Genomic DNA, 26,010 nt, shown 5'->3' with positions numbered 1-26,010 from the left:
CGCTCCACGTGTGCTTTAGGCTGGGGGCATGAGCAGTCGGATCGCCGTCGTCCCGGGTTCGTTCGATCCGCCGACCCTGGGTCACCTCGACGTGATCCGTCGCGCGGCGAAACTGTATGACGAGCTTCATGTGCTCGTCGTGCACAACCCCGGCAAGCAGGCGATGCTGCCGATCGCGCAGCGCATGTCACTGCTCGAGCAGTCGATCGCCGAAGAGGGCATGGACGGCAACGTCGTCATCGGATCGTGGAGCATGGGCCTCCTCGTCGACTACGCCCGTGATGTGGGAGCGGGGGTGCTCGTCAAGGGCATCCGCTCGCAGATCGATGTCGCGTACGAGTCGCCGATGGCCATCGTGAACCGCCACCTCGCAGACATCGAGACCGTCTTCCTTCTGCCGGATCCTGCGCATGCACTCGTGTCGAGCTCACTGGTTCGTCAGGTCGCCGGGCTCGGCGGCGACGTCTCGCCGTTCGTGCCTCCCGCTGTCGCGGCGTTCCTCGACACGGGCTCCCGCGGCATCTGAGCATCATCGGGGCCGGACCGCTCAGCGCGCAACCAGCCATCGCGGCTGCAGAGCCGATACCATTGCGTGGTGCGTTCCCGACTCAATGGCCCCTTCGTCCTCCCTGTCCGTGACATCGTCCGCAAGCCGGGGGAGATGCGCGAGCATGACTTCACAGTGACGCTGCCCGAGGCCTGGGGCGAGGGGATCGTGTCCTACGAGGCCGGGTCTCAGCTCGACTTCGATGTGCGCCTGGAGTCGGTCCACGAGGGCATTCTGGTGTCCGGAACGGTCGATGCCGAGTACTCCGGAGTGTGCGGCAGATGCCTGATCGACATCGCTCGGCCCGTCGAAGTCGAGTTCCAGGAGCTTTTCGCGTATCCTGGTGAGGAAGAAACTGACTTCGAGGTTCAAGACGACCACGTGGATCTTGAAACTCTTGTCAGGGATGCGGCCGTATTGTCGCTTCCATTTCAGCCGGTGTGTCAGCCGGATTGCCTCGGGCTCGACCCGGTTACAGGCGAACGTCTGACCGAGAGCACCGGAACGGAGCAGGCCGCTCCCATCGATCCGCGGTGGAGCGCGCTCCAGAACATCACAGACCAAGACGGCAAGGCAGAGAGCCGCGCCGCCGAGAAAGAAGAGAGCTAGTCATGGCTGGTAACCCCCCGAAGCGCAAGGTCTCCCGTTCGAACACCCGCTCGCGCCGCGCGCAGTGGAAGGCCGAAGCCCCCGCGCTCGTCAAGACCATCGAGAACGGCAAGGTCGTCTACAGCCGTCCTCACCAGGCGAAGGTCGTCACCGACTCGCAGGGCACCGAGCTGTTCCTCGAGTACAAGGGCCGCAAGGTCGCCGACGTCTGAGTCGCGACATCAGAGTTGTGACAGGGGTCGACGGAACGACGCGACCTCTCCCCGAGAAGCTCCGCGTCGATATCGACGCGGAGCTTCTGGAGTTGGCGCTGACGCATCGCTCCTACGCGTATGAGCATGGTGCGATCCCGCACAACGAGCGGCTGGAGTTCCTCGGAGACTCGGTGCTCGGCCAGGCGGTCACCGTCATGCTGTTCACGACCCATCCTGAGCTCGATGAGGGATCCCTGGCGAAACGGCGTGCGAGCGTCGTGTCGACGGTCGCTCTCGCCGAGGTCGCGCGCGGCATCGGTCTGGGAAGTCACCTGCGACTCGGTCGTGGAGAAGAGCAGACCGGCGGTCGCGACAAGGACTCGATCCTTGCCGACACGATGGAAGCCGTGATCGGCGCGACCTATCTGTCTGCGGGACCCGAGGCTGCGACCGAACTGGTCCTTCGTCTGACGAAGCCGCTGCTCGCGGACCCCGAGCGCTACGGCGCCGCGATGGATCCGAAGACGAGTCTGCAGGAGCTCGCCGCGCGTCAGGGCGCCACACCGCCGCAGTACTCGGTCGAGGCCAGCGGCCCTGACCACGACCGCCGATTCATTGCGACCGTGGTTGTCGGAGACCTGACGATGACCGGCAAGGGCAGCAGCAAGAAGACGGCCGAGATGGCAGCCGCGCTCAGCGCCTGGCGCGTCCTCGACGAACGTGCCTGAACTCCCCGAAGTCGAGGTCGTGCGGACGGGACTCGCTCCGGCGACCACCGGGTCGGTGATCACAGGGGTCAGCGTGTTCGACGAACGTGCGCTCACCCGGCATCCGGCGGGCGCGGCGGACTTCGTCGCCCGGCTCGAAGGTCGCAGGTTCACTGACGCCGTACGTCGCGGCAAGTTCCTCTGGTTGCCGCTCGATGACGATGAATCCGCGCTCATCGCGCACCTGGGCATGAGCGGGCAGATGCTGCTCCGGGCCCCGGATGCCGCAGCGGAGCGACATGAGAGGATCCGCGTGACCGTCGAGCATCCTCAGCACGGGGAGCTCGCCGTGGTCTTCGCGGACCAGCGCACGTTCGGATCGCTCGCCGTGGACCGACTGGTTCCGGACGGTCCCTCGCGGATCCCGACCCAGGTCGTGCACATCGCACGGGATCCGCTCGACACGTTCTTCGACGACGCCGCGTTCCGAGAGGCGTCGCGCCGTCGAGGAAGCGCGATCAAGAGGGTGCTGCTCGACCAGCAGGTGATCAGCGGGGTCGGCAACATCTATGCTGACGAGTCGCTCTGGGCGGCGCGCATCCATCCCGAGACCACGGCGAGCACGCTCTCGACCCCCGCAGTGATGAGGCTCCTCGCCGAAGTCAGGTCGGTCCTCGCGAAAGCCCTGGCCGAAGGCGGCACGAGCTTCGACGCGCAGTATGTGAACGTCAACGGCCAGGCCGGCTACTTCGCCCACTCGCTGAACGCGTACGGGCGCGGTGGACAACCCTGCCCCCGGTGCGGCGGGCTGATCCGACGCGAGGCATTCATGAATCGTTCGAGCCACTTCTGCCCGCGGTGTCAGCGCCGCCGCTGACATCGTCTCACCCCTCCTGGAACGCACGCGCGAGCAGCGGCCTGGTCGCCTGAGTACTCGACCAGACGATGCCGATACCCAGGACGAGCACGATCCCGATCGTGAGCAGCGACTCGGGCGCCGTCATCAGCGCCATCCCCAGCAGAGGGAACACGAGAACTCCCGCGCACAGGGCGGAGCCGATCGAGACGGTGAGCAGAGGTGACATGATCGCCCGCCGACGTGCGGTGTGCACGGTCTCCATCGGCATCCCCAGGCGATGCAGGCTGCTGTGCAGGTCGCGCTGATCGAGCACGGAGGCCGCCTGGTTCACGCCGACCGATGCCGCGACCATGAGGAACGACGCGATGAGCGTGATGGTGAGGCCCGTGCCGATGTCGGCCGCGAGAGCCGCGTCGGCGTCGTTCAGGTCTCCGGCGGACATCACGTTCAGAAGGGAGACGCCGGTGCCCGCGAACACCGCGATGAAGCTGGTCATCGCGACTCCGCTGACCTGGCGCCATGACGCCTTCGGCGAGTCGAGCACCATGCGTGCTGCGAGCAGGCCTGCGGGCTGCTGAGCTCGGCGAAGATGTCGCGACGCCTCGACTTTCAGCACCCAGGGGCCGATGACGTTGAGTACGGCGAGAGCGACGCCGAAGAGCGCGGCGAGCACCACGATCGTCACCGCGAGGTCGGCGACCGACGGGAAGACCTTCATCATCACGAAGATGCCCGCGAGCACCGCCACCCCGGCGACCACCCTGAGCCAGTGCACAGGCGAGGCCGTGGTGCGAAGACGCACCCCGAGCGGCGAGATGATCACCCGGCGGAGGCCCAGGACCGCGCTGGCCGCGGCGAGGAGGAGGACGAGGAGCACCACAGCGGCACCGTTGATCGGTGAGAGGAGGACCGCGCTCATCCCGAGCGGCGCCCCGCGGAAGGGGATCATTCCGATCAGAGGAGATATCGCCAGATGGCCGAGCGCGCCGATGAACGCCCCGGTGGCTGCCACCAGGACGGACTCGATAACGGTCATGACGGTGACCCCGGCAGGCGTGACTCCCAGAAGCCGCAGCGTCGAGAGTCGTTCGTCGCGCCGGCGTGCGGAGAGGCGTGCGGCGGCTCCGCCGAGATTCATCAGCGGCACCACCAGAAGCACGAGCGCGATCGCTGCGAGCGCCTGGTAGATCGGTGCCTCCGGATCGGTCCAGGCCCAGAACGACTGAGCGCCCCCGACCACGGTCATCACAAGGGCGGTCACGATGGCGAAGGCGACGACGGGGAGGAGCAGTACGGAGCTCTGATCCTTTGCCGGACGGAAGAGCAGGGCGAGGGTCTGGGCGTTCACGCGGAGACCTCGGTCCCGATGATCCGACCGTCGCGCACAGCGACCGTGCGTGAGCACCGGGCAGCGACCTCGGGGTCGTGCGTGACCACGAGAAGCGTGCGGCCCTGTCCGGTCGTCGACCACAGCAGGGCGTCCATGACCTCGTGCGAGGTGGTCGAATCGAGTGCGCCGGTCGGCTCATCGGCGAACACCAGGTCTGCGCCTGTCGCCTGTGCTCGCGCGATCGCGACGCGCTGCGCCTGACCGCCGGACAGTTCCCCGATCCGGCGGTCCTCCAGTCCGGCGAGTCCGAGCGCGGCGAGCCAGGATGCGGCGTGGGCGACGGCATCCGATCGAGTCACCCCGTTGATCATCGACGCGAGCGCGACGTTCTCGACGGCGGTGAGCTCGGGGATCAGCAGCCCCTGCTGGAAGACGAATCCGAACCGCTCACGACGGAGCCGCGATCGGGCGGACTCGCCGAGAGCGGCCACGTCGACCGGGCCTCCTGCGGACGGCTGGAAGCTGACGGATCCCGAATCCGGGGTGATGATGCCGGCGAGCACATGCAGCAGGGTGGTCTTGCCGGAGCCGGATGCGCCCATGATCGCGACGGATTCGCCGCGCAGGATCGTGAGGTCCACTCCGGCGAGTGCGTGGGTGGTGCCGTAGGACTTGGTGAGGTGTCGGGCTTCGAGCACGGATGCGTTCATGCTGTCCAGCCTCGCTCGGGGGCCACGATCGGTGCATCGGCCGATCGGTGTATCCCACACCTGCGGGATACACCGATCGGATGATCCTTCAGAGTCGCTTCTGCCAGGCGCCGGCGTACGACACTGCACGGAAACCGAGCGCTTCATTGATGCTCAGCATCGGACGGTTCTCCTCGGCGTTGAACGTCGATACCGCCGGCGACAGCGGCATGCTCTCCCGCCACTGCAGGAGGTTCGCGCACTTGACGATGGTGCCCAGACGGCGCCCGCGATGATCGCTCGAGACGAGCGTCCCCAACTGGTGCGTGATGCTCGTGCGATCGGCACCGACGAGCAGCTCGTTGTAGGCGACGATCGTGCCACTCGGCACATGCTCCACGGCCACGACGGACAGTGCCTGACCGGCGCCCGTCAGTCGTCGTTCGCGTCGGACGACACGATCGGCGTCCCACACCTCGGCGACGAAGTCCATGTCACCGCTCGGAGCATCGGTCGACAAGCGAGCCAGAATTGCCGCGTAGCCGTCCCTGTACATCGGCGGGGTCGGCGCCATCCACTGCAGCACTCGGTAGTCGGCTCCGGCTGCCGCCTCTGCGGACTCCAGGGCGGCACGCACCGGCCCAGGGTCGGACCTGAGATCGAACTCGCTGTTCCGCTCGACCTGCTCGAAGTCATAGCCCCGCGCTGTGAGGACGTCCGAGAGAGCCGTCGCGGGGATTCGTCCCCACCCCGTCCGCGGTGCGATCATGCGCTCTGCCTCGAGCGGTCGGTGCAGCGTCCAGGTCTGCACGAGCGAGCGACCGTGAGAGAGCGCCTCGGATTCGGCGAGCGACAGCAGCGCATCCTCGACCCCTCGGCCCCAGTGCCGCGCCGGGACCATCAGGTCGACCTCTGCCGCCTGCGCGTCCTCCTCCTGGGGGTAGTCGATCGTGATCATCCCCACGATCTCGTCACCATGTCGCGCGACGAAGCCTGTGCACAGGGTGTCGGTGGGATCCCGCCACGAAGCCAGCAGTTGTGCGGCATCGGGCGCGATGTCCGGCAAGCCGACCGCTTCATCGCAGATCAGCCGGTTCAGCTCGCCGTACGCGCGGAACTCCGCTCCGTCGTCGTCCTCGAGCGCAGCCGGGACGATGAGAGGGGTGATCGTCAGGGTGATCGTCGTCATGACAGGTCCTTCTTCCAGGCGCCTTCGTAGGCGATCGGGGCGAAACCCATCGCCTCGTTGATGGAGAGCATCGGCCGGTTCTCCTCGGCGTTGTACGTGATGACGTCGCGCGATGCCGGCGCCGCGTCGGCCCATGACAGGAGTGCTGCGCATTTCACGAGCTGCCCGAGCCGGTTCCCGCGGTGCTCTCGCAGCACGAGGGTGTCGTGCTGATGCGTCGTCGCGCTCGGATCGGGACCGATCCCGATCTCGGTGAATGCGGCCAGTTCGCCCGTGCCGATGTGCTGCGCGACCGTCACCTGCATCGTCTGTCTCATCTCGGCGATGCGATCCTCTGCCGCAGTCAGCCGCGCGGCATCCCACGATTCCTCGTCCGTCTCGAGATCGGCGGACGGAGCGTCCGTCGACATCCGTGACTTCAGCCACGCGTACCCGTCGAGGTGCTCAGCGGGGGTCGGGATCATCCACTGGAGCACTCGGTAGTCCGTCGAGAATCGTCGAGCCTCATTCAGAAGCCGGCGCGCGCGGTCCACAGCGTCAGGGGTCAGATCGAGTCGACTCACCCGATAGACCTGTTCCAGAGTGAAACCCTGTCGCCGGAGGAATCGTGCGACGTGGTCATCCGGCACGCTGCCGAATCCGGTCCGTGCGTCGATGCGGGGGCCGGAGCTCGCCTGCTGCTCCGTCCAGTTCTGGATCACAGAGCGTCCGTGCTCGCGGGCCACCGCTTCGATGTGAGGGACGATCGCCGAACCGATGCCTCGGCCCCAGACGCGCGGATGGATCTCGACCGAGGCGATGGCGACTCGGGATCCGTCTTCGTGAGGGATGTCGACGACCGCGCGTCCGACCATCTCGCCGTCGACGCGAAGCGCCCACACGACGGTGGTCCTCTCCGCGCGTGACCGCAGGAGCGGCAGCAGTGCTTCGGGGGCGAGGTCCTGCTCGGTCCGTCCGGTGAGTGAACGGTAGACGTCGTTGCGGACGCGGGAGAGCTCTCGGAATTCCCCCGCGTCCGCTGCATCCGCCCGTGCGGGAAGCGCGAGCGGATGCAGCGTGGCGGTGTCTGTGAGTGGGATGCTCATCTGTCCTCCGGGTCAGCGCAGCTGACGCTGCAGGTCGAATGCGAGCAGGGCGTGCGCCTCAGTGATGGAGCGCTCCCGCCGCTCCAGCGAGAGCGGGTCTGCCGAGCACCTCGTGCGCGGTCGCTGAGTGCGCTGTCGCTGAGCGCGTTGGAGCAGCCAGAGGCCGACGCGGAGGGAGAGACGATCGGTGAGCGCGAGTCGCCGCAGTTCGTCGGGTGCGGGGATGTGGAGGACCTGGTGGTCCTCGGTATCCGGTGGGTGGGTGATGCTGCGATACAGCGTGGTGTTCACGATGGTCCTTCGAGATGAATGGTGCGGATGGGGTCGAGGAGCCGCAGCCTTCGTGGCGCGGGGGGCGACCACGAAGGAAGCGCGGCGGGAGGAACGAGACCGGAGCCGCGGAAAGGCGGACGTCGGGTCGACGAGGTCCGTGATCTGGCTGCAGATCAGAGGGTGGCGCGCGACGAGGCGCGGCGGACGGCGCGGTTCACAGGGCGATGTCCCGATGCCGGCGAGCGGCGGAGTCCTGGGGCAGCGATGCTACGAAAGCGTGCGGAGACGGACGCCGGCGGTTACCGAGTGCGCAGTGCGCGGCGCGAATGGCGCGGCGAGGCTCGTGGCCTGTGCGGTGAGTGTGATCATCATCGGTAACCTCCTTTCGTGTGGCGATCCGGAGGTTACGGTAGCGAAACCCGGGCGTGTCCGTCAAGCACGAGTGGCCGGAATCGGCGTGTCGCGACTGATCGAAGTTCGCCATGAACCCGCGCGGGATGCCGAGAGATCCGCGTGATTCCGGTAGCGTATGGGCGTGATCCACCCCGGAAGCGCGGCGCGCGAATGCATCTGAAGAGCCTGACCCTCAAAGGGTTCAAGTCCTTCGCGCAGCCGACGAGTTTCGTCTTCGAACCGGGAGTCACCTGCATCGTCGGGCCGAACGGATCCGGCAAGTCGAACGTCGTCGACGCTCTGGCCTGGGTCATGGGCGAACAGGGCGCGAAGACGCTCCGGGGCGGCAAGATGGAGGACGTCATCTTCGCGGGTACCTCGACTCGCGGGCCTCTGGGGCGGGCGGAGGTCCAGCTCACGATCGACAACAGCGACGGTGCTCTGCCGATCGACTACGCCGAGGTCACGATCAGTAGGACGCTGTTCCGGAGCGGCTCGAGCGAGTATGCGATCAACGGGGAGAACTGCCGCCTGTTGGACGTGCAGGAGCTGCTGAGCGATTCCGGTCTCGGTCGCGAGATGCATGTGATCGTGGGGCAGGGGCGACTCGACACAGTGCTCCAGGCGTCGCCCGAGGACCGCCGCGGCTTCATCGAGGAAGCGGCGGGAATTCTGAAGCATCGGCGCCGCAAGGAGAAGACTCTCCGCAAGCTCGACGCGATGGAGACCAATCTCACCCGTCTGAGTGACCTCGCCGTCGAGATCCGGAGGCAGCTCAAACCACTGGGACGGCAGGCGGAGATCGCGCGGGAGGCGCAGACGATCGCAGCCGTCGTCCGCGACGCCAAGGCTCGGATCTTCGCCGACGACGTCGTCGCCCTGCGCACGGCTCTCGCCGATCACACTCGCACCGAGAACGAACGCCACACCGAGCGGTTGGTCCTCAGCGATCAGGCCGAAGCGGTGCGGGCGAGCATCGCCCGACTCGAACAGGACCAGAATTCCGTGGCTGTCGATCAGGCGCGGGGTGTGGCTTTCGGACTGGAGCAGGTGCAGGAGCGGATGCGCGGGCTCTATACGCTCGCGAACCAGCGCCTCGCTCTCCTCGGTTCGGAGGAGGACGATGCCGCCGTGACGGCGGTGACGGTCACTCAGAGCACGATCGACGACGCGCAGGACGAGATCGCGGCGATCTCGGCGGGGCTCGGCGATGCTCAGGACGCGGCGAGTACGGCGAGCCGAGAGGTCGTGCTCGCGCGCGCAGAGCTGGACACACTCGATGTCGACATCGCAGAGCAGAGCGCGCTGGTGTCGGAATACGACATGCGACTCAGCTCGCTGCGGGGTACGGCCGATGCGGCGGCATCGGCTCTCGCCGCCGTGCGTGGCGCCGTGCTGCGCCAGGAGAACGCCCTCGAGGCGGCGAACAACCGGCGCCGTGAGGCTGCCGAGGCTCTTGATGCGATCGACGAGGCCGAGGCTCCGGAAGGAACGGCTGCAGAGCACTCCGCCGCGTACGAGAGTGCGCAGCGCGCCGCGACGGCCGCGGAATCCGAACGAGAAGCGCTCCGGGAACGTCTCCATGCTGCCGAGCGTGAGGTCGATGCGCTCATGGCCAAGTCAGCGGCTCTCGGAAGCGCGCTCTCGATCTCGGGAGGTGCAGCCGAGATCGTCAAGGGCGGGGGAGCAGGTATCCGCGGGCTGGTCGGTGACTCCGTGCAGGTCAGGGCCGGTTTCGAAGCGGCGATCGCCGCGGTGCTGGGCCCGCTCGCGGAAGGTGTGCTCGTCGAGCGTTCCGCGGATGCCTTCGCCCTCGCCGCGGACGTCGCGGAACAGCGTCGAGGAGTGGTCGACTTCGTCGTCGCCGACGGCATCCGTCCCTCCGTCGAGCTGACTGCTGTCGCAGGCGTCACGCCCGCGACCGACACCGTGACCGCCCCTGAAGGTGTGCTCGGAATCCTTGCCCACGTCCTCATCGCGGACGATCTCGCAGCTGCGCGCGTGGCGCGAGCGACCCTCGACGTGACGGGAGACGTCACGACGACGATCGTCACCACTGCGGGCGACGTGGTCACGGCGCAGACGCTGCGCACTGGTTCCGGCGGGGAGCGATCGCGCCTCGAGCTTGCGGCTGAGCGGGACGCGGCCGACGAACGGCTCGCCGAGGTGCAGGTGATCGTCGATTCGCTGCGCGACGCCCGCGAGGAGGCGAACGAGACCGTGGAGGCATCGCGCCGACATGCGAAGGATGCTCTCCGGACCCTCCGCGAGCACGATGCAGCGCTCGCCAGCCACGCCGAGCAGATCAATCGCATCACCGTGACGCATGAGTCGGCCGTCGCCGAGTGCGAGAGGCTCGAGAGCGGCCTCGCGCAGGCGCAGGCGGCGGTGGAGGATGCGGAGGCGAAGGCCGAGAAGGCGAAGGCTGAGGTCGAAGCCGTGGTGTCCACACCCCGTCCGGTCCTCGATGCGTCAGCGCGTGACGGTCTGCTCGAGGCGCTGGAGTCGGCCCGCGAGAACGAGATCCGCGCCCGACTCGAGATCGAGACTCTGCGGGAGCGGGTGCGCGCCGCTCAGGCGAGGGTCGTCGCTCTCGAACGCCAGCGAGAGCAGGAACGCGATGCCGCCGCTGAGGCTGCCCGCCGTGCCGTGATCCGGCGCGCTCAGCGCGAGTCAGCAGCGGGAGTCGCCGACGAGCTTCCCCGCATCCTCGACTCCATCGACCGCTCCGTCACCGAAGCGCGGGTCGCTCTGGCCGAAGCCGAAGCGGCGCGGTCCGCTCAGAACCAGGAGCTGACGGCGCTGCGCGCTCAGGAGACCTCGCTGCGCGAGCGACTGGCAGGACTCACCGAAAGCGTGCACGGACTCGAGCTGCAGATTCACGAGAAGAAGCTTCACCTGCACAGCCTCTTGGAGCGGGTGGGGTCGGAGCTTGCGCTCGACGAAGATATTCTCGTTGCAGAATATGGTCCTGATCAGCTTGTTCCACGCGATCCCGGCGCGGGGACCGCTGACGGCGCAGACGATGGTGGCCCCGACGACACTGCGATTCCCTTCGATCGACGGATTCAGCAACGGCGTCTCGCCGACGCGGAGCGCAAGCTCGCGCAGCTGGGACGCGTCAACCCGCTCGCTCTCGAGGAGTTCGCGGCTCTCGAGCAACGGCATGCCTTCCTCACGGAGCAGCTGAGCGATCTCACGCAGACCCGGCAGGATCTTCTGACGATCATCGCCGACCTGGACGAGCGGATGCAGACCATCTTCGCGAGCGCCTTCGACGACACGCGTGAAGCGTTCGGCGAGGTCTTCCCGCTGCTGTTCCCCGGTGGATCCGGCAGCATCTCGCTCACGGATCCGGAGAACATGCTCACCACGGGAATCGAAGTCTCTGTGCGTCCCGTGGGCAAGAAGATCGAGCGACTGTCGCTGCTCTCGGGCGGCGAGCGGTCGCTTGCGGCCGTCGCGCTTCTCGTCGCCATCTTCAAGGCGCGTCCCAGCCCCTTCTACATCCTCGACGAGGTCGAAGCGGCTCTCGACGATGCCAACCTGGGGCGGCTCCTGACCGTCTTCGAGCAGCTTCGCGAGAGCTCCCAGCTTCTCATCATCACGCACCAGAAGCGCACGATGGAGATCGCAGATGCCCTCTACGGCGTCTCGATGCGTCAGGACGGCATGTCCGCGGTCGTCGGGCAGCGAGTGGGCGACAGGGCGTCCCCAGCGAACTGACCGCTCTCCTGGGCGTCCTACTCGGAGCTCACCCAGGGAAGAGCGTCGATTCGAACGCGCCGACGACGTCGGTGAAACGCGACGAATCCTGCGGCCGGTGACCATGGCCCGGAACGATCTCGTGCCTCGCACCGCGATCCCGGAGGACCCTCGCGATCTGCTCGTACTCGTCGTTCCAGCCCCCGGTGACGACCAGAGTGGGGATGCCGTCCACCATCTGTGCGCGCGCTCCGTGGCCCCAGGGCAGATTCGTGCATGCCCAGCGCGCCGCCAGGGCCCGTTCCTCGTCCCAGAGAGCACCGTCGAAGTGGCCGCCGAACATGAGTGGACGCATGATCGCCCAGAAGCCCGGCAGATCTCCGGCCTCCGCGACGGACCTCGCTTCGGTGACGATGCCGATGTGCCGCTCGACGGCGGCGTCTCCCCGTGCGATGTCATAGAGAGCCGGCTCGATGAGGACGAGTGCTGCGAGGTCCAGGTCGCGTGCGGCGATCACGGCCGGAATCGCGCCGATGGAGTGCGCGAACACGATGACTCGACGCCTCTCGCATCGTGAGCGGAGCGCGCTGACCTGATCGGCGATCGAGAGACCCTGGGTGAGCCCGAGGAACTCGCCGGCCGAGGCATCCTTCTCCGGCCAGGCCTCGATGCCGCGCCGTCCGGAGCCGTGGACGAAGACGCGTTCGTGAGGCATCTCAGGATGCTACCCGTAGGCTGGACTCATGGCGGAGAAGTCCTGGTCCCTCACCCGTGCGCTGCGCGGGATGTTCGTCAAGCCCACGATCGACGAGACGACCTGGGAGGACCTCGAGACGGCTCTCATCACGGCCGACTTCGGTCCTGACATCAGCGAGCGCGTGGTCGACGAGCTGCGAGAGAAGGTCGAGCGCTACCGCACGACCGATCCTCAGGATCTGCAGCGCATGCTCCGCGAGACGCTCGAGGAGCATTTCGCCAAGTTCGACACGACCCTCAAGCTCACAGAACGTCCGGCGGTGGTTCTCGTCGTCGGTGTGAACGGAGTCGGCAAGACCACGACGATCGGCAAGTTCACGAAGTTCCTGCGCGGGTATCAGCGCAGCGTGGTCGTGGGTGCGGCGGACACGTTCCGCGCTGCCGCGGTGGATCAGCTCGCGACCTGGGCCCAGCGCGGGGGAGCGGCCATCGTCCGTCCTCAGCAGGAGGGTCAGGACCCGGCGTCCGTCGCGTACCAGACCGTCGAGTACGCACAGCGGGAAGGGATCGAGATCGCGATCATCGACACCGCCGGCCGCCTGCACACCAAGGGCGGCCTGATGGACGAGCTGTCCAAGATCCGCCGCGTCATCGAGAAGCAGGCGCCGATCAGCGAGGTTCTCCTCGTCCTCGATGCGACCACCGGGCAGAACGGGGTCATGCAGGCGGAGGCCTTCCTCGAGCACGCCGGTGTCACGGGACTCGTGATCACCAAGCTCGACGGATCGGCCAAGGGGGGATTCGTGCTCGCGGTCCAAGAACGAACCGGCATCCCGGTCAAGCTTCTCGGCCAGGGTGAGGGAATCGACGACCTGACCGGATTCACCCCGCATGTTTTCGTCCAATCGATGGTCGGCTGAACAGGACTACCGTCACGAGCACGAGGCTGGTTTCATAGCGTTATGGCGATCGAACACGACTACTTCGGACTCCTGTCCTCAGGGCCCGACGGCTCGATCTTCTGGTCGGAGACCGTGGAGCTCGGCGACCAGAGTGTCACCGTCGACCTCACCGCCCCGGACCAGGACGACGTGTCCGCGGACGCGCTCGACATCGCCGCATCGCTGATCGCCGGTCTGGAGACCGTGGATGCCACAGCGCGACGGGGGATGCTGTCGGAGGTCGATGACCGCACGAGCGAGGTGACCGAGTACATCCTGCAGCAGCAGGAGGCCTACGGTGACGAACTCGAAGACGTCCTCGTCGACGTGAGCGGCGATGCCGCAGTCGACATCATCCGCTCTCTCAAGCTGATGAGCATGACGATCCTGGCCGACGAACACGGAGGCTCGGAGCCGTTCGCGGTGCTCGAGTACGCGCTCGACGCGGACACCACCGACGACGTCCTGCTCGTGAATCTCGGATCCGACGGCAGCGTCCAGTCGGTCATGAGCGCCGACTGAGGCGACAGCGTCACACGGCCTGGGCGAAGCCCAGATCCGCACTCTCGGCGATGTGTGCCAGGTGCGGGGGGATCTCTCGCCCCTTGGACACCATGGACTGTGCCCACAGGCGCCCGGCGCGGTACGACGAGCGCACGAGCGGACCGGCGAGGACACCGAGGAAACCGATTCGCTCCGCCTCCTCCTTGAAGTCCACGAACTCCGCGGGCTTCACCCATCGCGAGACGGGGAGGTGGCGCGGCGAGGGGCGCAGATACTGCGTGATGGTGATGATGTCGCAACCGGCGTCATGCAGGTCGTTCAGCGCTTGGACGACTTCTTCCGGCTCTTCGCCCATGCCGAGGATCAGGTTGGACTTCGTGATGAGTCCGGCGTTGCGCGCCTGGGTGATCACGTCGAGAGAGCGCTCATAGCGGAAGGCCGGGCGGATGCGCTTGAAGATGCGCGGCACCGTCTCGACGTTGTGGGCGAACACTTCCGGGCGAGCGTCGAAGATCTGCCCGAGGAAGGCCGGGTCCGCGTTGTGCTCGTTGGCGAGCAGCTCGACGCCGGTGTTCGGGTTGAGCTCGTGGATCTTGCGGACCGTCTCGGCGTTGAGCCAGGCGCCGGTGTCGGGGAGGTCGTCGCGCGCGACACTCGTGACGGTCGCGTAGCGCAGGTTCATCCGCACCACGCTCTCGGCGACACGGCGGGGCTCGTCGGTGTCGTAGGCGTCGGGCTTTCCGGTGTCGATCTGGCAGAAGTCACAGCGCCGGGTGCACTGCGAACCCCCGATCAGGAACGTCGCCTCGCGGTCCTCCCAGCACTCGAAGATGTTGGGGCAGCCGGCTTCCTGGCAGACCGTGTGCAGGTCCTCGCTCTTCACGAGGGAGTGCAGGGCCGTGTACTCGGGACCCATCTTCGCCTTCGTCTTGATCCATTCGGGCTTGCGCTCGATCGGCGTCTCGGAATTGCGGATCTCGAGGCGAAGGAGCTTGCGTCCCTCGGGTGCGGCGGTCATGCGAGTGCTCCTGCGTGGGCGGCGGGTGAATATTCTGCGAGGAAAGCCGTGGTCACGGCGTCGAGGATGTCGGCGGGCGAGATGTCGGCTCCGACGACTTCGCTCACGGTGGTGACTCCCGCGTCGGTGATGCCGCAGGGAATGATGTCGCGGAAGCCCGACAGCGAGTTGTCGCAGTTGATCGCGAACCCGTGCATGGTGACGCCCTGCTGAACGCGCACGCCGATCGCTGCGACCTTGTCCTCCGAGAGCGGCCGGCGTACCCACACTCCGCTGCGGCCCTCGACCTGATATCCCTCGACGCCGATGGGGCGGAGCACGTCGATCAGAAGACGCTCGAGGCGGCGGACGTGCGCGACGACGTCCATGGGCTCGGGTAGACGTACGATCGGGTAGCCGACGAGCTGGCCGGGTCCGTGCCACGTGATCTTGCCACCGCGATCGACATCGATCACCGGTGTGCCGTCCTGCGGTCTCTCCTGGCGTTCGGTGCGCTTGCCCGCGGTGTACACGGCTTCGTGCTCGAGAAGGATCAGGGTGTCCGGTCTGGTCCCGTCGACGACGTCGGCGTGGACGCGTCGCTGCAGATTCCACCCCTCGGTGTAGGGCACGTAGTGGGGCGCGAGGCCGGGGGTCAGGATGTCGAGCATTCTCGTGGCCGCTCTCAGTCATTTGATGGATTGCGTCCAACAATACTCCTCCGTGCCGGCCCGACGGCCGAGGAGCGACGCGCGGTAGCGTGTGAGGATGAGCATTCCAGGCCGGGCGGGCCGCCCCAGGGCCTCTTCTCGCGAGACGCTCGCGGAGGCGGCGTGCGAACTGTTCCTCGAGCGCGGGTACGACGCGACCTCCGTCGCCGACATCACGCAGCGCGCGGGAGTCAGCCGATCCAGCTTCTTCAACTACTTCACGTCGAAGAGCGATGTGCTCTGGTCGGGCTTGGATGAGCGCATCGACCGGGCTGTCTCCGATCTCGTCACGGTCCGCGAAGACCGCCGGGGCTCCGAGGTGCGGCGCATCCTCTCCGCCCTCGTCGCGGACTTCGCTCCGGACAGCCTCGCCCTCGCCATGACGAACTCCACAGCGATGGGGCTGGAGGACGAACTCGATCTGGATGCCGCACGGCGTCAGGCCCGCCTGTCGGGAGCGCTTGCCGACCTCGCGCGACGGTCCGGCGTGGCGTCGATGGTGGCGGACATCGTCGCGGTGACCTGGGCCGGGGCTGTGCTCGCAGCCGTGCGCGCGTGGGCCGAGGGCGGCGCGGGGCGCGGTTCGGTGGGAGATCGGTTCGACGAGGCCGCGGCGGCGATCGACCAGCTCCCGTGGGTGGCGGTGAAGGGCTGAAAGCACGCGGCCCGAAGCGTGACTTCGCGCGGCGCTGAGCGTGGAGCCGCGGCTCGCGTAGAATCTGAAGCACCATGGCAACCTTTGGCACGCTCTCCGATCGGCTCACCGAGACCTTCCGCAACCTGCGCACGAAGGGAAAGCTCACTGCGGCCGATGTCGACGGCACCGTCCGTGAGATTCGTCGCGCACTGCTCGACGCGGACGTCGCACTCTCCGTCGTCAAGGAGTTCACCGCCAAGGTGCGCGAGCGCGCACTCGGCGATGAGGTCAACAAGGCGCTGAACCCCGCGCAGCAGGTCGTGCAGATCGTCAATGAGGAGCTCGTGCAGATCCTCGGCGGCGAGCAGCGACGGCTGCAGTTCGCGAAGACCGCGCCGACGGTGATCATGCTCGCGGGTCTTCAGGGATCGGGAAAGACCACGTTCGCGGGAAAGCTCGCGAAGCAGCTCGAGAGCGAGGGGCACACGCCTCTGCTCGTCGCTGCCGATCTTCAGCGTCCCAACGCGGTCAACCAGCTCCAGGTGGTCGCCGAGCAGGCGGGTGCCACCGTCTACGCGCCAGAGCCCGGCAACGGAGTCGGCGACCCCGTCAAGGTCTCGCGAGACGGAGTCGAGTACGCCCGTCGTCAGCAGCACGACGTCGTGATCATCGACACGGCCGGTCGCCTCGGCGTCGACGCCGAGCTGATGAAGCAGGCGTCGAACATCCGCAAAGCCGTCGATCCCGACGAAGTCCTCTTCGTCATCGACGCCATGATCGGTCAGGACGCCGTCAACACGGCCAAGGCCTTCCAGGAGGGCGTCGACTTCACCGGTGTCGTGCTCTCGAAGCTCGACGGTGACGCCCGTGGTGGCGCCGCGCTGTCGGTGGCGTCCGTCACCGGCCGTCCCATCATCTTCGCCTCGACCGGCGAGCGCCTCGAAGACCTCGAGCCGTTCCATCCCGATCGCATGGCGAGCCGAATCCTCGACCTCGGCGACATCCTGACCCTCATCGAACAGGCCCAGCAGGCCTTCGATGAGGAAGAGGCCATGAAGATGGCCGAGAAGCTCGCCACCGAGCAGTTCACCCTCGAGGACTTCCTCGACCAGCTTCAGCAGATGAAGAAGATGGGCTCGATGAAGAAGATGCTGGGGATGCTCCCCGGCATGGGCCAGATGAAGCAGCAGCTCGAGGACTTCGACGAGCGCGAGATCGATCGCACCGAGGCGATCATCCGCTCCATGACTCCGGGAGAGCGTCGCAACCCGAAGGTGCTCAACGGCTCGCGTCGTCTGCGCATCGCCCGCGGCTCCGGTATGACCGTCACCGACGTCAACCAGCTCGTGCAGCGGTTCGATCAGGCCGCGAAGATGATGAAGACCGTCGCACGCGGTGGCACTCCGAACATCCCCGGGATGGGGTCGATGCCCGGCATGGGCAAGCCGGGGGCGTCGTCGAAGCGCGGCAAGAAGGGCAAGTCGTCGGGCGGTTCGCGCTCGGGCAACCCGGCGAAGCGTGCCGCCGAGAACGCGGGGATCGCCAGCGCATCCACCCCGACGGGGTCGGGTTTCGGTCTGGGCGGGCAGAAGGTGCCGAGCGAGGCCGATCTCGCAGAGATCCAGAAGCTTTTCGGCAAGAACTGACGCGAGTCAGGGTCGGGACGCCTGCAACTCCTGCTCGCGGGCCGGAGTCGATGACCGACGCGTCGTCCTGAGCGCCGTCAGCTGGCCCACGACCAGCGCGACGAGTACCAGTGCGATTCCGAGTGCCTGGAGCGGTGTGAATGTCTCGCCGGCCACGAGCGTGCCCAGCAGCGTGGCGACCACGGGGGAGAGCAGAGCGAGCAGCCCCGGAGCGATGACCGGCAGCAGCTGGATGCCGCGGAACCAGAGCGTATAGGCGAGCAGCCCTCCGACTGAGCCCAGCCACAGGTAGCCGAGCACGGCTCCGCCGTCGATCGAGGCAGGGATGCCTTCGAACAGCAGGGTGAGCGGCAGGAGGACGAGACCGCCCGCCGTCAGCTGCCATCCCGCGTACGATACCGGGCCGACGCCTGCAGGGCGGCCCCACCGCTTCGTGAGGATCATGCCGAGCGCCGTCGCTGTCACGCCTCCGAGTGCCGCCAGGACTCCGAGGGCATCGAGATGTGCGGCGGGCCCCAGCACGACGAGGGCGACGCCTCCCGCGCCCACGACGGCAGCGGTCGCGGTGAGCGGTCGTATCCGGTCTCGCAGGACGAGCGCGCTCATGCCGAGGATGATCATCGGTTGCACCCCTGCGACCGCTGCGGCGACGCCTCCCGGCAGCCGCTCGGCGGCGAGGAACAGCAGCGGGAAGAACGCTCCGATGTTGAGGACTCCGAGAACCAGCGACTTCAGCCACCATCCTCCGGACGGCAGGCGCCTGCCGATCGCCAGCGCGATGATCCCCGCAGGGAGTGCACGGAGGAGCCCGGCCAGGAGCGGGTGACCGAAGGGGAGCAGCTCGGTCGTCACGAGGTACGTCGTTCCCCACGAGAGAGGAGCGATCGCCGTGAGCAGCAGAAGGGCGACGCGGTTCATGTCTCCAGCCTGATCGGATCGTACCGATGAGTCCAACACATACTTGTCACACGAATCATGATGATGAATCATGGACGTGTGGATCTCCAACAGCTGCGATACGTCGTCGAGGTCGCATCGACCTCGAGCTTCACCCGTGCCGCGGAGCGGTGCTACGTCACGCAATCGGCACTGAGTCACCAGATCGCCGCCCTGGAGCGCGAACTCGGACAACGTCTCTTCGTCCGTTCGAGTCGCAGTGTCCGGACGACGGATGCGGGGGAGGCCTTCCTCGTCCACGCGAGGAAGGCGGTGATCGCTGCCGACGATGCCCGAGATGCCGCGGCCGCTGCGTCCGGCCGTATCGTGGGCACGCTCCGTCTCGGCGTGATCCCCACGGCAAGTGCGGTGTCGGTGCCGCGGGTGGTTTCCCGGTTCCGAGAGGCGCATCCCGACGCTCGCGTCGAGCTCACCGTCGGCAACAGCGATACGCTCGCCGACGCGGTGCGACGGGGAGATCTCGACATCGCGCTCCTCGGCTTGCGCGAAGGGAGCGTGCCGAAGGGCGTCGCCGTGCGGGTGCTCGCCCGTGAACGTCTGGTGGCAGCGGTCGCCCCGACGCACAGACTGGCCGGACGGACCGGCGTCCGGATCGTCGATCTCGTCGACGAGGTGTTCGCTGACTTCCCTGCCGGCACGTCGGGGCGTGCTCAGGGCGACAGGGCGTTCGCGTCATCCGGTGTCGCCCGCGATGTGGCCTTCGAAGCCGACTCGTCCGGGTTGATCCTCGGACTCGTCTCGGAGGGGCTGGCGATCGCGTTGCTCGCTCCCGGGGTCATCGTCGGCTCATCCACGGATGCCGTCGCGGTCGAACTCGCCGACGGCCCGACGCGCGTGCAGTACGTCGCGTGGGACGACCGTGCGCCGCGGGGCGTCGCGATCGCCTTCCTCGAAGTGATCGACTCGATGATCGATGCCACGAAAGACGAAACGGGCCCGGAGGAATCCTCCGGGCCCGCCTCTTCAGAACTCTGAGGTCACTTCACGTCCTCATCGACCCAGTCCATAGACTTGCTGACGGCCTTGCGCCACAGGCGAAGCTGGCGGTCGCGCTCTGCGTCCTCCATCGACGGCTCCCAGCGGCGGTCTTCCTGCCAGTTGGCGGACAGGTCGTCCAGACCGTTCCAGAAGCCGACCGCGAGTCCGGCGGCGTACGCGGCGCCGAGCGCGGTGGTCTCCGCGACGACCGGGCGAACGACCGGAACGCCCAGCACGTCGGCCTGGAACTGCATGAGCGCGTCGTTCGCGACCATGCCGCCGTCGACCTTGAGCTCGGTGAGATCGACACCTGCGTCGGCGTTGACCGCATCGAGCACGTCGCGCGTCTGGAAGGCGACGGCCTCGAGCGCTGCGCGAGCGATGTGGTTCTTGTTCGCGTAGCGGGTGAGACCCACGATCGCACCGCGAGCGTCAGGACGCCAGTACGGCGCGAACAGACCCGAGAACGCGGGGACGATGTAGACGCCGCCGTTGTCGTCGACCTGCTTGGCGAGCTCCTCGACCTCGGGAGCGGATCCGATGATGCCGAGCTGGTCGCGGAGCCACTGGATCAGGGATCCCGTGACGGCGATCGAGCCTTCGAGCGCGTAGTGCGTGGGTCCGTCGCCGAGCTTGTAGCCGACCGTGGTGAGCAGCCCGTTCTTCGAGTGGACGATCTCCTCGCCCGTGTTGAAAATCAGGAAGCAGCCGGTGCCGTAGGTGTTCTTGCTCTCACCCGTGTTGAAGGCGGCCTGCCCGAAGGTCGCGGCCTGCTGGTCGCCCAGGATGCCGGCGATCGGCGTCTCGCGCAGCAGCGAGGAGTCCTCTGCGGCGCCGTACACCTCGGAGGAGGAGCGGATCTCCGGCATCATCGAGCGCGGAACGCCGAACGCCTCGAGGATGTCGTCGCGCCACTCGAGCGTCTCGAGGTCCATGAACAGCGTGCGCGACGCGTTGGTGACGTCGGTGACGTGCACGCCGCCGTCGACGCCGCCGGTGAGGTTCCAGAGCACCCAGCTGTCGGTCGTGCCGAAGACGAGGTCGCCCGCCTCGGCCTTCTCGCGCGCACCCTCGACGTTCTCGAGGATCCAGGCGATCTTGGTGCCCGAGAAGTAGGTCGCGAGCGGGAGGCCCACGATCGGCTTGAACCGCTCGACACCGCCGTCCGCCGCGAGGCGGTCGACGATCTCCTGCGTACGGGTGTCCTGCCAGACGATGGCGTTGTAGACGGCCTTACCGGTCGTCTTGTCCCAGACCACCGCGGTCTCACGCTGGTTGGTGATGCCGACGGCAGCGATGTCGTGGCGTGTCAGGTCGGCGCGGCTCAGCGCGAGGCCGATGACCTCCTGCACGTTGCGCCAGATCTCGGCGGGGTCGTGCTCGACCCAGCCTGCCTTCGGAAGGATCTGCTCGTGCTCCTTCTGGCCGCTCGCGACGATGCTTCCCTTCTTGTCGAAGATGATCGCGCGGCTGGATGTGGTGCCCTGATCGATGGCGATGATGTAGTCGGCCATTGTGTTCTCCTTTGAAGTCAGGTTCGGGTTCAGGCGAGGCTGAGCAGTGCGGGCGCGGCGACGGCGGCGAGGACACCACCGATGAGGGGGCCGACGACCGGCACCCACGAGTACGACCAGTCGCTCGAGCCCTTGCCCTTGATCGGGAGGATGGCGTGTGCGATACGCGGTCCGAGGTCACGGGCGGGGTTGATGGCGTATCCGGTCGGTCCACCGAGGGAGGCACCGATCGCGACCACGACGAGGGCCACAGGCAGTGCGCTGAGCGGTCCGAGGCCCGCCGGCGTTCCGATGTCGGCGACGCCGTAGTCTGCGAACGCGAAGACAGCGAACACGAGGACGAAGGTGCCGATGACCTCGGTGACGAGATTCCAGCCATACGAGCGGATCGCGGGGCCGGTCGAGAACACGCCGAGCTTGTTGGCGGCCTCCGGTTCCTCATCGAAGTGCTGCTTGTAGGCGAGCCAGGTGAGGACCGCACCGACGATCGCACCGAGGAGCTCTGCGCCGGTCGCCACCGCGAACTGCGAGAAGTCGATCTTGCCGGCGACGAGGAGTCCGATTCCGACCGCGGGGTTGAGGATGGCGCCGGAGTAGGCGGATGCGAGGACACCCACGAACACCGCGAGGCCCCATCCCCAGTTCACCATCAGGAAGCCGCCGCCGAAGCCCTTGTTCTTGGCGAGGGCGACGTTGGCGACGACACCACAACCCAGGAGGATCAGCATCGCTGTGCCGACGAACTCCGACAGGAAGTAGAGACCGAGATTCACATCAGTCATGTCTTCTTTGACCTTTCTTGAGTGCCAGGGCCCCATAGCCCTGGCACTTGTTGGGAGTTACACCGCGGGGAGGGCGGTGTTCGGATCACCCGTCAGCCGCGTGCGCGGGACGAGATCTTCAGTCCATGCCGTTCGTTCAGCAGCAGACGCGTCTGCTCGAGCTCGGCATCGTGCCGTGCACGGTCCCAGTGGAGCAGAGGAGCCAGTGCGTCGGCAAGCTCTTCGAGCACATCCGCGTCGGCGTGTCCGACGAAAGCGATGCTCGTGCGACGCAGGACGACGTCCTGCAGGCGCGCGACCATCTCGTTCTCGACCATCCAGGCGAGTTCGCGAGTCGACAGGTCGTCGCCCGCGAGGGGGGCGTCATCGCCCTGTTCGATGTACTCCCACACCTGCGCGGCGCGGGTGCCGTAGCGGGCGAGCAGACGCTCGGCGCGGTCACCGGCTCCGGGAAGGTTCTCCTGGATCCAGATGCGACGGGCCTTCTCGGTGCGAGGGAAGTCGCGGCCTCCACCGATCGCGCGGCCGGCCGTCGAGACGGTGCGGGTGCGACCGATCAGACCGAGCACCACGTCCGAGAGCGATTCTCCGAGTGCGCGGAACGTCGTCCACTTCCCACCGACGAGGCTCACGAGCGGGGCTGCGCCCTTGTCGTCGACCTCGATGCGGTAGTCGCGGGACACGAAGCCGGGAGCGGTGTCCTCGTGACGGGGAAGCGGACGGATGCCGGAGAAGTTGTAGACGATCTGCTCGCGCGTCACGTCGATCTGCGGGAAGACGTGATGGATGAGGTCGAAGAAGTAGTCGATCTCCTCCTCTGTGCACACAGGGACCTCGCGCGGGTCGGCATCGATGTCGGTCGTGCCGACGAGGACGCGCCCCTTGAGCGGGTAGATGAGCACGATGCGGCCGTCCGAGTGCTCGAAGAAGATCTCGCGACCCCGGGTCGCCTCGAGGAGCTCGGGGTGATCGAGGACGATGTGCGAACCCTTGGTGCCGCCCATGAAGCGAGTGTCGGTACCGAGGGAATCGTTCGTCAGATCGGTCCAGGGGCCCGAGGCGTTGACCACGACGTCGGCGGTGACCGCGAACTCGGTGCCGCTCTCGCGGTCGCGGAGGAGGACCTTCGCGCCGTTGCGTCCGATCGCCTCGACGTAGTTGAGCGCGACCGCACCCGGGTGGGCGGCACGTCCGTCCTGCAGCACGTCGAGTGCGAGGCGCTCCGGATCGTGCATCGAGGCGTCGTAGTAGGTCGCCGTGTACTTGATGTTCGGGTCGAGCGAGGGGAGCTCGGCGAGCGAGCGCTTGCGTCCCAGGAAGCGGTGACGGGGGACCATGCCGCCGTCGCGCGAGAACGTGTCGTAGATCGTGAGGCCGACCTTGATGAGGAACGCACCGCGCTCCTGAGGCTTGCCGCTCTTGTGCGTCAGGAAGCGCAGCGGAGCGGAGAGGATGCCGGAGAACGTCGAGTAGATGGGGATCGTCGTCTGCAGCGGCTTGACGTAGTGCGGTGCGATCTTGAGCAGGCCGTTGCGCTCTTCGACGGATTCCCGGACGAGTCGGAACTCGCCGTTCTCGAGGTATCGGATGCCACCGTGGATCATGTGGCTCGACGCCGCCGAGGCTCCCGAAGCGAAGTCGCCGCGTTCGACGAGCAGGACGTCCACGCCCTGCAGCGCGAGGTCGCGGAACGTCGAGATCCCGTTGATGCCCGCTCCGATGACGACGACGCTGGTGCGTCCCGATTCGCGTACGGCGCGGACGTCCGCGCGTTCCGGTGATGAGTGTGTCGACTCGATCATCTTCGACCCTTCTCTCTGCTTGCTCCCAGCTTCGACCCGCACGGCCACCGCGCGCAAGCCAGCTGCACATATGTGCAAGGATCGGTGTCCAGGAGGTCGACATGAGCCAGTCAGGCGCAGAATCTCGGGACGCGAAGCTGATCGCCGCGCTCACCGCGGCGCAGCTCTACTACATGCAGGACAAGACGATGGAGGTCATCGCCCAGGAGCTGGGCACGTCGCGCTCCTCGGTCTCCCGCCTGCTGAGCTACGCGCGGGAGAGCGGGCTGGTCGACATCCGGATCAATTCGCCACTCGAACGCCTCGGCATGCTCGAGCAGCGCATCCGCGATGGTCATCGAGTGGTCGCACACGTGGTGCCGATTCCCGAGATCGTGAGCGAGGTCGAGCGACTCGAGCGCGTGGCCCTGACTGCGGGGCGGTTGCTGTCGCAGTTCGTCGACTCCAACATGATCGTCGGGGTCGCCTGGGGCTCCACGATCAGCGCCGTCAGCCGAGGCCTGACTCAGAAGGAGACGCACAACACGACGTTCGTGCAGCTCAACGGCGCGGGGAACACCCAGACGAGCGGCGTCGAGTACTCGAGTGACATCCTGCAGCGATTCGGAAGCGCTTTCGGCGCTCAGGTGCAGCAGTTCCCGGTGCCCGCGTTCTTCGACGATCCGTCGACGCGCGAGGCGATGTGGCGGGAGCGGAGCACGCGACGCGTGCTCGACCTCCAGTCGAAGATGGACATCGCGGTGTTCAGTCTCGGTTCGCCCGCGGCCGAGGTCCCGAGCCGGGTGTACGTCGGCGGCTATCTCAGCAGGGACGATTACCGCAGTCTGCGCGAGGACCACGCCATCGGTGACGTCGCGACGGTGTTCTTCCGTGCGGACGGATCGTGGCGTGACATCCGCGTGAATGCGAGAGCCACCGGTCCGACACTCGACAGACTGCGCCGCGTGCCCCGTCGCGTATGCGTGGTCTCGGGTGTGCCGAAGCTCGTGAGCCTGCGGGCCGCCATCGCCGCAGAGCTCATCACGGACGTGGTGCTCGATGAGGGCCTGGCGCGGATGCTGGTCGAGGACTGAGGTCAGGGGCCGTCGGTCGACGCCTCGGGGCCCGAGCGGAACTCGCGGATCAGGTGCTGTACGACGGCGCCCAGATCTCCGCCTGTGGCATTCGCGATGATCAGCTGCCGCTCGTAGCTCGCGCCGTCCTTGAGGATCGAGCCGATGCTCCCGAACTCGCGCACGCAGCCGAGTTCCACCGCGATGGGAGCGAGTTCGTCGATGATCTCCGCCAGGTGCTCGCGCACGGGGCGCTGCGTACCGACATCGTCGACGATCACCCGAGCGTCGAGTCCGTAGCGCGCTGCGCGCCACTTGTTCTCGCGGTGGAACCAGGCAGGCATCTCCGCCAGGTCGCGTCCGTCGTCGAGCTGACGGGAGAGATGCTCCACCAGCACCTGGACGAGTGCCGCCACCGCGGCGAGCTCGGGCAGGGTCGAGAGGCCGTCGCAGGCGCGGACCTCGATCGTTCCCCATCGCGGCGCAGGGCGGATGTCCCAGCGGACTTCGGTGGCATCGGCCATCACGCCGGTGCGCACCATGTCATCGAGGTAGGACTCGTACTGCGACCAGTCGCGCAGTGGCCAGGGAAGACCGGCGGTCGGCAGCTGCTGGAAGACCAGGGCGCGGTTCGAGGCGTAGCCCGTGCGCTCGCCCGCCCAGAACGGGCTCGACGCGGCCAGTGACTGCAGGTGCGGAAGATAGGCGGCCAAGGCGTTGATGATGGGGATGACCTTGCGCTGATCCTCCACGCCGATGTGGACGTGGATTCCCCAGATCATCATGTTGCGGCCCCACCACTGCGTACGCTCGATGAGGGTGTGATACCGCGTCTTATCAGTGACTTCCTGGTCGTACCACTGGGCGAAGGGGTGGCTGCCCGCCGACAGCAGCTCGATGCCGGCCGGATCCGTGGCCGATCGAACGGCCGCGATGGCGTTCGCGATGTCGTCGACAGCGTGGGCCACGGAGTCGCCGATGCCGCTGGTGACCTCGATGGTGTTCGTGAGCAGTTCGCCGGTCACCGTGTGACGCTCCTCGGCACTCTCCGCCTCGAGCGCGGCCAGCAGCTCAGGCGCGCGCCCGACGAGATCGCCGCTTGCCGGATCGGCGAGCATGATCTCCCACTCCAGGCCGACGGTGGACCGCGCGGACGGCGCGAAATCGAGCTTCACGAGCACAGTCTGACACGCACTGTCGGCGACACGGCAACC

At 67.2% G+C, this 26,010-nt stretch carries 25 protein-coding genes; 12 read left to right on the top strand and 13 right to left on the bottom strand.

The genetic code is table 11. The annotated features are described in order from the left end of the window. Positions 1 to 28: 28 nt before the first annotated feature. The 5 genes from coaD (at position 29) to mutM (ending at position 2,934) form a co-directional block, all read left to right on the top strand. On the top strand, positions 29 to 526 hold the full coding sequence (gene coaD, locus IXW21_RS10050; protein WP_194764125.1) for a pantetheine-phosphate adenylyltransferase: 498 nt from the start codon (positions 29 to 31) through the stop codon (positions 524 to 526). Positions 527 to 661: 135 nt separating this feature from the next. After that, positions 662 to 1,156, top strand: a complete 495-nt coding sequence (locus tag IXW21_RS10045; protein WP_194764310.1) for a YceD family protein — start codon at positions 662 to 664, stop codon at positions 1,154 to 1,156. 2 nt (positions 1,157 to 1,158) lie between these two features. Continuing rightward, a complete protein-coding gene (gene rpmF, locus IXW21_RS10040; RefSeq protein ID WP_013586329.1) occupies positions 1,159 to 1,368 on the top strand; it encodes a 50S ribosomal protein L32 in 210 nt (69 codons plus the stop codon). A 17-nt stretch (positions 1,369 to 1,385) separates the two neighbouring features. Then, the gene (rnc, locus tag IXW21_RS10035; protein WP_194764124.1) at positions 1,386 to 2,078 is read left to right on the top strand and encodes a ribonuclease III; all 693 of its coding nucleotides are present in this window, start codon (positions 1,386 to 1,388) and stop codon (positions 2,076 to 2,078) included. Continuing rightward, a complete protein-coding gene (gene mutM, locus IXW21_RS10030; RefSeq protein WP_194764123.1) occupies positions 2,071 to 2,934 on the top strand; it encodes a bifunctional DNA-formamidopyrimidine glycosylase/DNA-(apurinic or apyrimidinic site) lyase in 864 nt (287 codons plus the stop codon). Before rnc ends, mutM begins: the two co-directional genes overlap by 8 nt. A 7-nt stretch (positions 2,935 to 2,941) precedes the next feature. Here mutM and IXW21_RS10025 read toward each other — a convergent pair whose 3' ends face one another. The 5 genes from IXW21_RS10025 to IXW21_RS10005 all read right to left on the bottom strand — a co-directional run bounded on the left by IXW21_RS10025 (position 2,942) and on the right by IXW21_RS10005 (position 7,500). After that, positions 2,942 to 4,264, bottom strand: a complete 1,323-nt coding sequence (locus tag IXW21_RS10025; RefSeq protein ID WP_194764122.1) for an FtsX-like permease family protein — start codon at positions 4,262 to 4,264, stop codon at positions 2,942 to 2,944. Further along, positions 4,261 to 4,956: an ABC transporter ATP-binding protein gene (locus IXW21_RS10020; protein ID WP_194764121.1), complete on the bottom strand. Its 696-nt coding sequence runs from the start codon at positions 4,954 to 4,956 to the stop codon at positions 4,261 to 4,263. Before IXW21_RS10020 ends, IXW21_RS10025 begins: the two co-directional genes overlap by 4 nt. Before the next feature lie 88 nt (positions 4,957 to 5,044). Continuing rightward, positions 5,045 to 6,124: a GNAT family N-acetyltransferase gene (locus tag IXW21_RS10015; RefSeq protein WP_194764120.1), complete on the bottom strand. Its 1,080-nt coding sequence runs from the start codon at positions 6,122 to 6,124 to the stop codon at positions 5,045 to 5,047. After that, entirely contained in the window at positions 6,121 to 7,209 is a 1,089-nt protein-coding gene (locus tag IXW21_RS10010; protein ID WP_194764119.1) for a GNAT family N-acetyltransferase, read from the bottom strand. The genes IXW21_RS10015 and IXW21_RS10010 overlap by 4 nt, the downstream gene beginning before the upstream one ends. A gap of 12 nt (positions 7,210 to 7,221) precedes the next feature. Continuing rightward, positions 7,222 to 7,500, bottom strand: a complete 279-nt coding sequence (locus IXW21_RS10005) for a hypothetical protein (protein WP_194764118.1) — start codon at positions 7,498 to 7,500, stop codon at positions 7,222 to 7,224. Positions 7,501 to 8,046: 546 nt separating this feature from the next. Here IXW21_RS10005 and smc point away from each other — a divergent pair. Further along, complete coding sequence (smc, locus tag IXW21_RS10000; RefSeq protein ID WP_194764117.1) at positions 8,047 to 11,601, top strand: chromosome segregation protein SMC; 3,555 nt, start codon at positions 8,047 to 8,049, stop codon at positions 11,599 to 11,601. Positions 11,602 to 11,629: 28 nt separating this feature from the next. Here smc and IXW21_RS09995 read toward each other — a convergent pair whose 3' ends face one another. Then, entirely contained in the window at positions 11,630 to 12,295 is a 666-nt protein-coding gene (locus IXW21_RS09995; RefSeq protein WP_194764116.1) for an alpha/beta hydrolase, read from the bottom strand. A gap of 28 nt (positions 12,296 to 12,323) precedes the next feature. On the opposite strand from IXW21_RS09995, the gene ftsY reads away from it, so the two are divergent. Further along, positions 12,324 to 13,196: a signal recognition particle-docking protein FtsY gene (gene ftsY / locus IXW21_RS09990; protein ID WP_194764115.1), complete on the top strand. Its 873-nt coding sequence runs from the start codon at positions 12,324 to 12,326 to the stop codon at positions 13,194 to 13,196. A gap of 42 nt (positions 13,197 to 13,238) precedes the next feature. Continuing rightward, positions 13,239 to 13,739 carry a DUF2004 domain-containing protein gene (locus IXW21_RS09985; RefSeq protein WP_194764114.1) on the top strand — a complete coding sequence of 167 codons (501 nt, stop codon included), beginning with the start codon at positions 13,239 to 13,241 and terminating at the stop codon, positions 13,737 to 13,739. 10 nt (positions 13,740 to 13,749) lie between these two features. Here IXW21_RS09985 and lipA read toward each other — a convergent pair whose 3' ends face one another. Both lipA and lipB read right to left on the bottom strand, forming a co-directional pair. Continuing rightward, positions 13,750 to 14,739, bottom strand: coding sequence for a lipoyl synthase (gene lipA, locus IXW21_RS09980; RefSeq protein ID WP_194764113.1), 990 nt, complete (start codon positions 14,737 to 14,739; stop codon positions 13,750 to 13,752). Further along, a complete protein-coding gene (lipB, locus tag IXW21_RS09975; RefSeq protein ID WP_194764112.1) occupies positions 14,736 to 15,389 on the bottom strand; it encodes a lipoyl(octanoyl) transferase LipB in 654 nt (217 codons plus the stop codon). The genes lipA and lipB overlap by 4 nt, the downstream gene beginning before the upstream one ends. A 97-nt stretch (positions 15,390 to 15,486) precedes the next feature. On the opposite strand from lipB, the gene IXW21_RS09970 reads away from it, so the two are divergent. Further along, the gene (locus IXW21_RS09970; RefSeq protein ID WP_194764111.1) at positions 15,487 to 16,083 is read left to right on the top strand and encodes a TetR/AcrR family transcriptional regulator; all 597 of its coding nucleotides are present in this window, start codon (positions 15,487 to 15,489) and stop codon (positions 16,081 to 16,083) included. Positions 16,084 to 16,157: 74 nt separating this feature from the next. After that, positions 16,158 to 17,711, top strand: a complete 1,554-nt coding sequence (gene ffh / locus IXW21_RS09965; protein WP_194764110.1) for a signal recognition particle protein — start codon at positions 16,158 to 16,160, stop codon at positions 17,709 to 17,711. A gap of 6 nt (positions 17,712 to 17,717) precedes the next feature. Here ffh and IXW21_RS09960 read toward each other — a convergent pair whose 3' ends face one another. Beyond that, a complete protein-coding gene (locus IXW21_RS09960; protein ID WP_194764109.1) occupies positions 17,718 to 18,629 on the bottom strand; it encodes an EamA family transporter in 912 nt (303 codons plus the stop codon). A 78-nt stretch (positions 18,630 to 18,707) separates the two neighbouring features. Here IXW21_RS09960 and IXW21_RS09955 point away from each other — a divergent pair, with 78 nt between their 5' ends. Further along, positions 18,708 to 19,643, top strand: coding sequence for a LysR family transcriptional regulator (locus IXW21_RS09955; RefSeq protein WP_194764108.1), 936 nt, complete (start codon positions 18,708 to 18,710; stop codon positions 19,641 to 19,643). A gap of 2 nt (positions 19,644 to 19,645) precedes the next feature. Here IXW21_RS09955 and glpK read toward each other — a convergent pair whose 3' ends face one another. The 3 genes from glpK to IXW21_RS09940 all read right to left on the bottom strand — a co-directional run bounded on the left by glpK (position 19,646) and on the right by IXW21_RS09940 (position 23,744). Then, the gene (gene glpK, locus IXW21_RS09950; RefSeq protein ID WP_194764107.1) at positions 19,646 to 21,160 is read right to left on the bottom strand and encodes a glycerol kinase GlpK; all 1,515 of its coding nucleotides are present in this window, start codon (positions 21,158 to 21,160) and stop codon (positions 19,646 to 19,648) included. A gap of 29 nt (positions 21,161 to 21,189) precedes the next feature. After that, on the bottom strand, positions 21,190 to 21,942 hold the full coding sequence (locus tag IXW21_RS09945; protein ID WP_194764106.1) for an MIP/aquaporin family protein: 753 nt from the start codon (positions 21,940 to 21,942) through the stop codon (positions 21,190 to 21,192). A gap of 92 nt (positions 21,943 to 22,034) precedes the next feature. Next, complete coding sequence (locus IXW21_RS09940; RefSeq protein ID WP_194764105.1) at positions 22,035 to 23,744, bottom strand: glycerol-3-phosphate dehydrogenase/oxidase; 1,710 nt, start codon at positions 23,742 to 23,744, stop codon at positions 22,035 to 22,037. A 101-nt stretch (positions 23,745 to 23,845) separates the two neighbouring features. Between IXW21_RS09940 and IXW21_RS09935 the strand changes: the two genes are divergently transcribed. Further along, a complete protein-coding gene (locus IXW21_RS09935) occupies positions 23,846 to 24,817 on the top strand; it encodes a sugar-binding transcriptional regulator (RefSeq protein ID WP_194764104.1) in 972 nt (323 codons plus the stop codon). Between the two features lie 2 nt (positions 24,818 to 24,819). Here IXW21_RS09935 and IXW21_RS09930 read toward each other — a convergent pair whose 3' ends face one another. Continuing rightward, positions 24,820 to 25,971 carry a glutamate--cysteine ligase gene (locus IXW21_RS09930; RefSeq protein WP_194764103.1) on the bottom strand — a complete coding sequence of 384 codons (1,152 nt, stop codon included), beginning with the start codon at positions 25,969 to 25,971 and terminating at the stop codon, positions 24,820 to 24,822. Positions 25,972 to 26,010: the final 39 nt, after the last annotated feature.

It is taken from the genome of Microbacterium sp. UFMG61, from assembly GCF_015354505.1.
Lineage (GTDB): Bacteria > Actinomycetota > Actinomycetes > Actinomycetales > Microbacteriaceae > Microbacterium.
The sequence above is the reverse complement of the archived record's forward strand: the minus strand, read 5'-3'. Positions and strand labels throughout refer to the sequence as shown.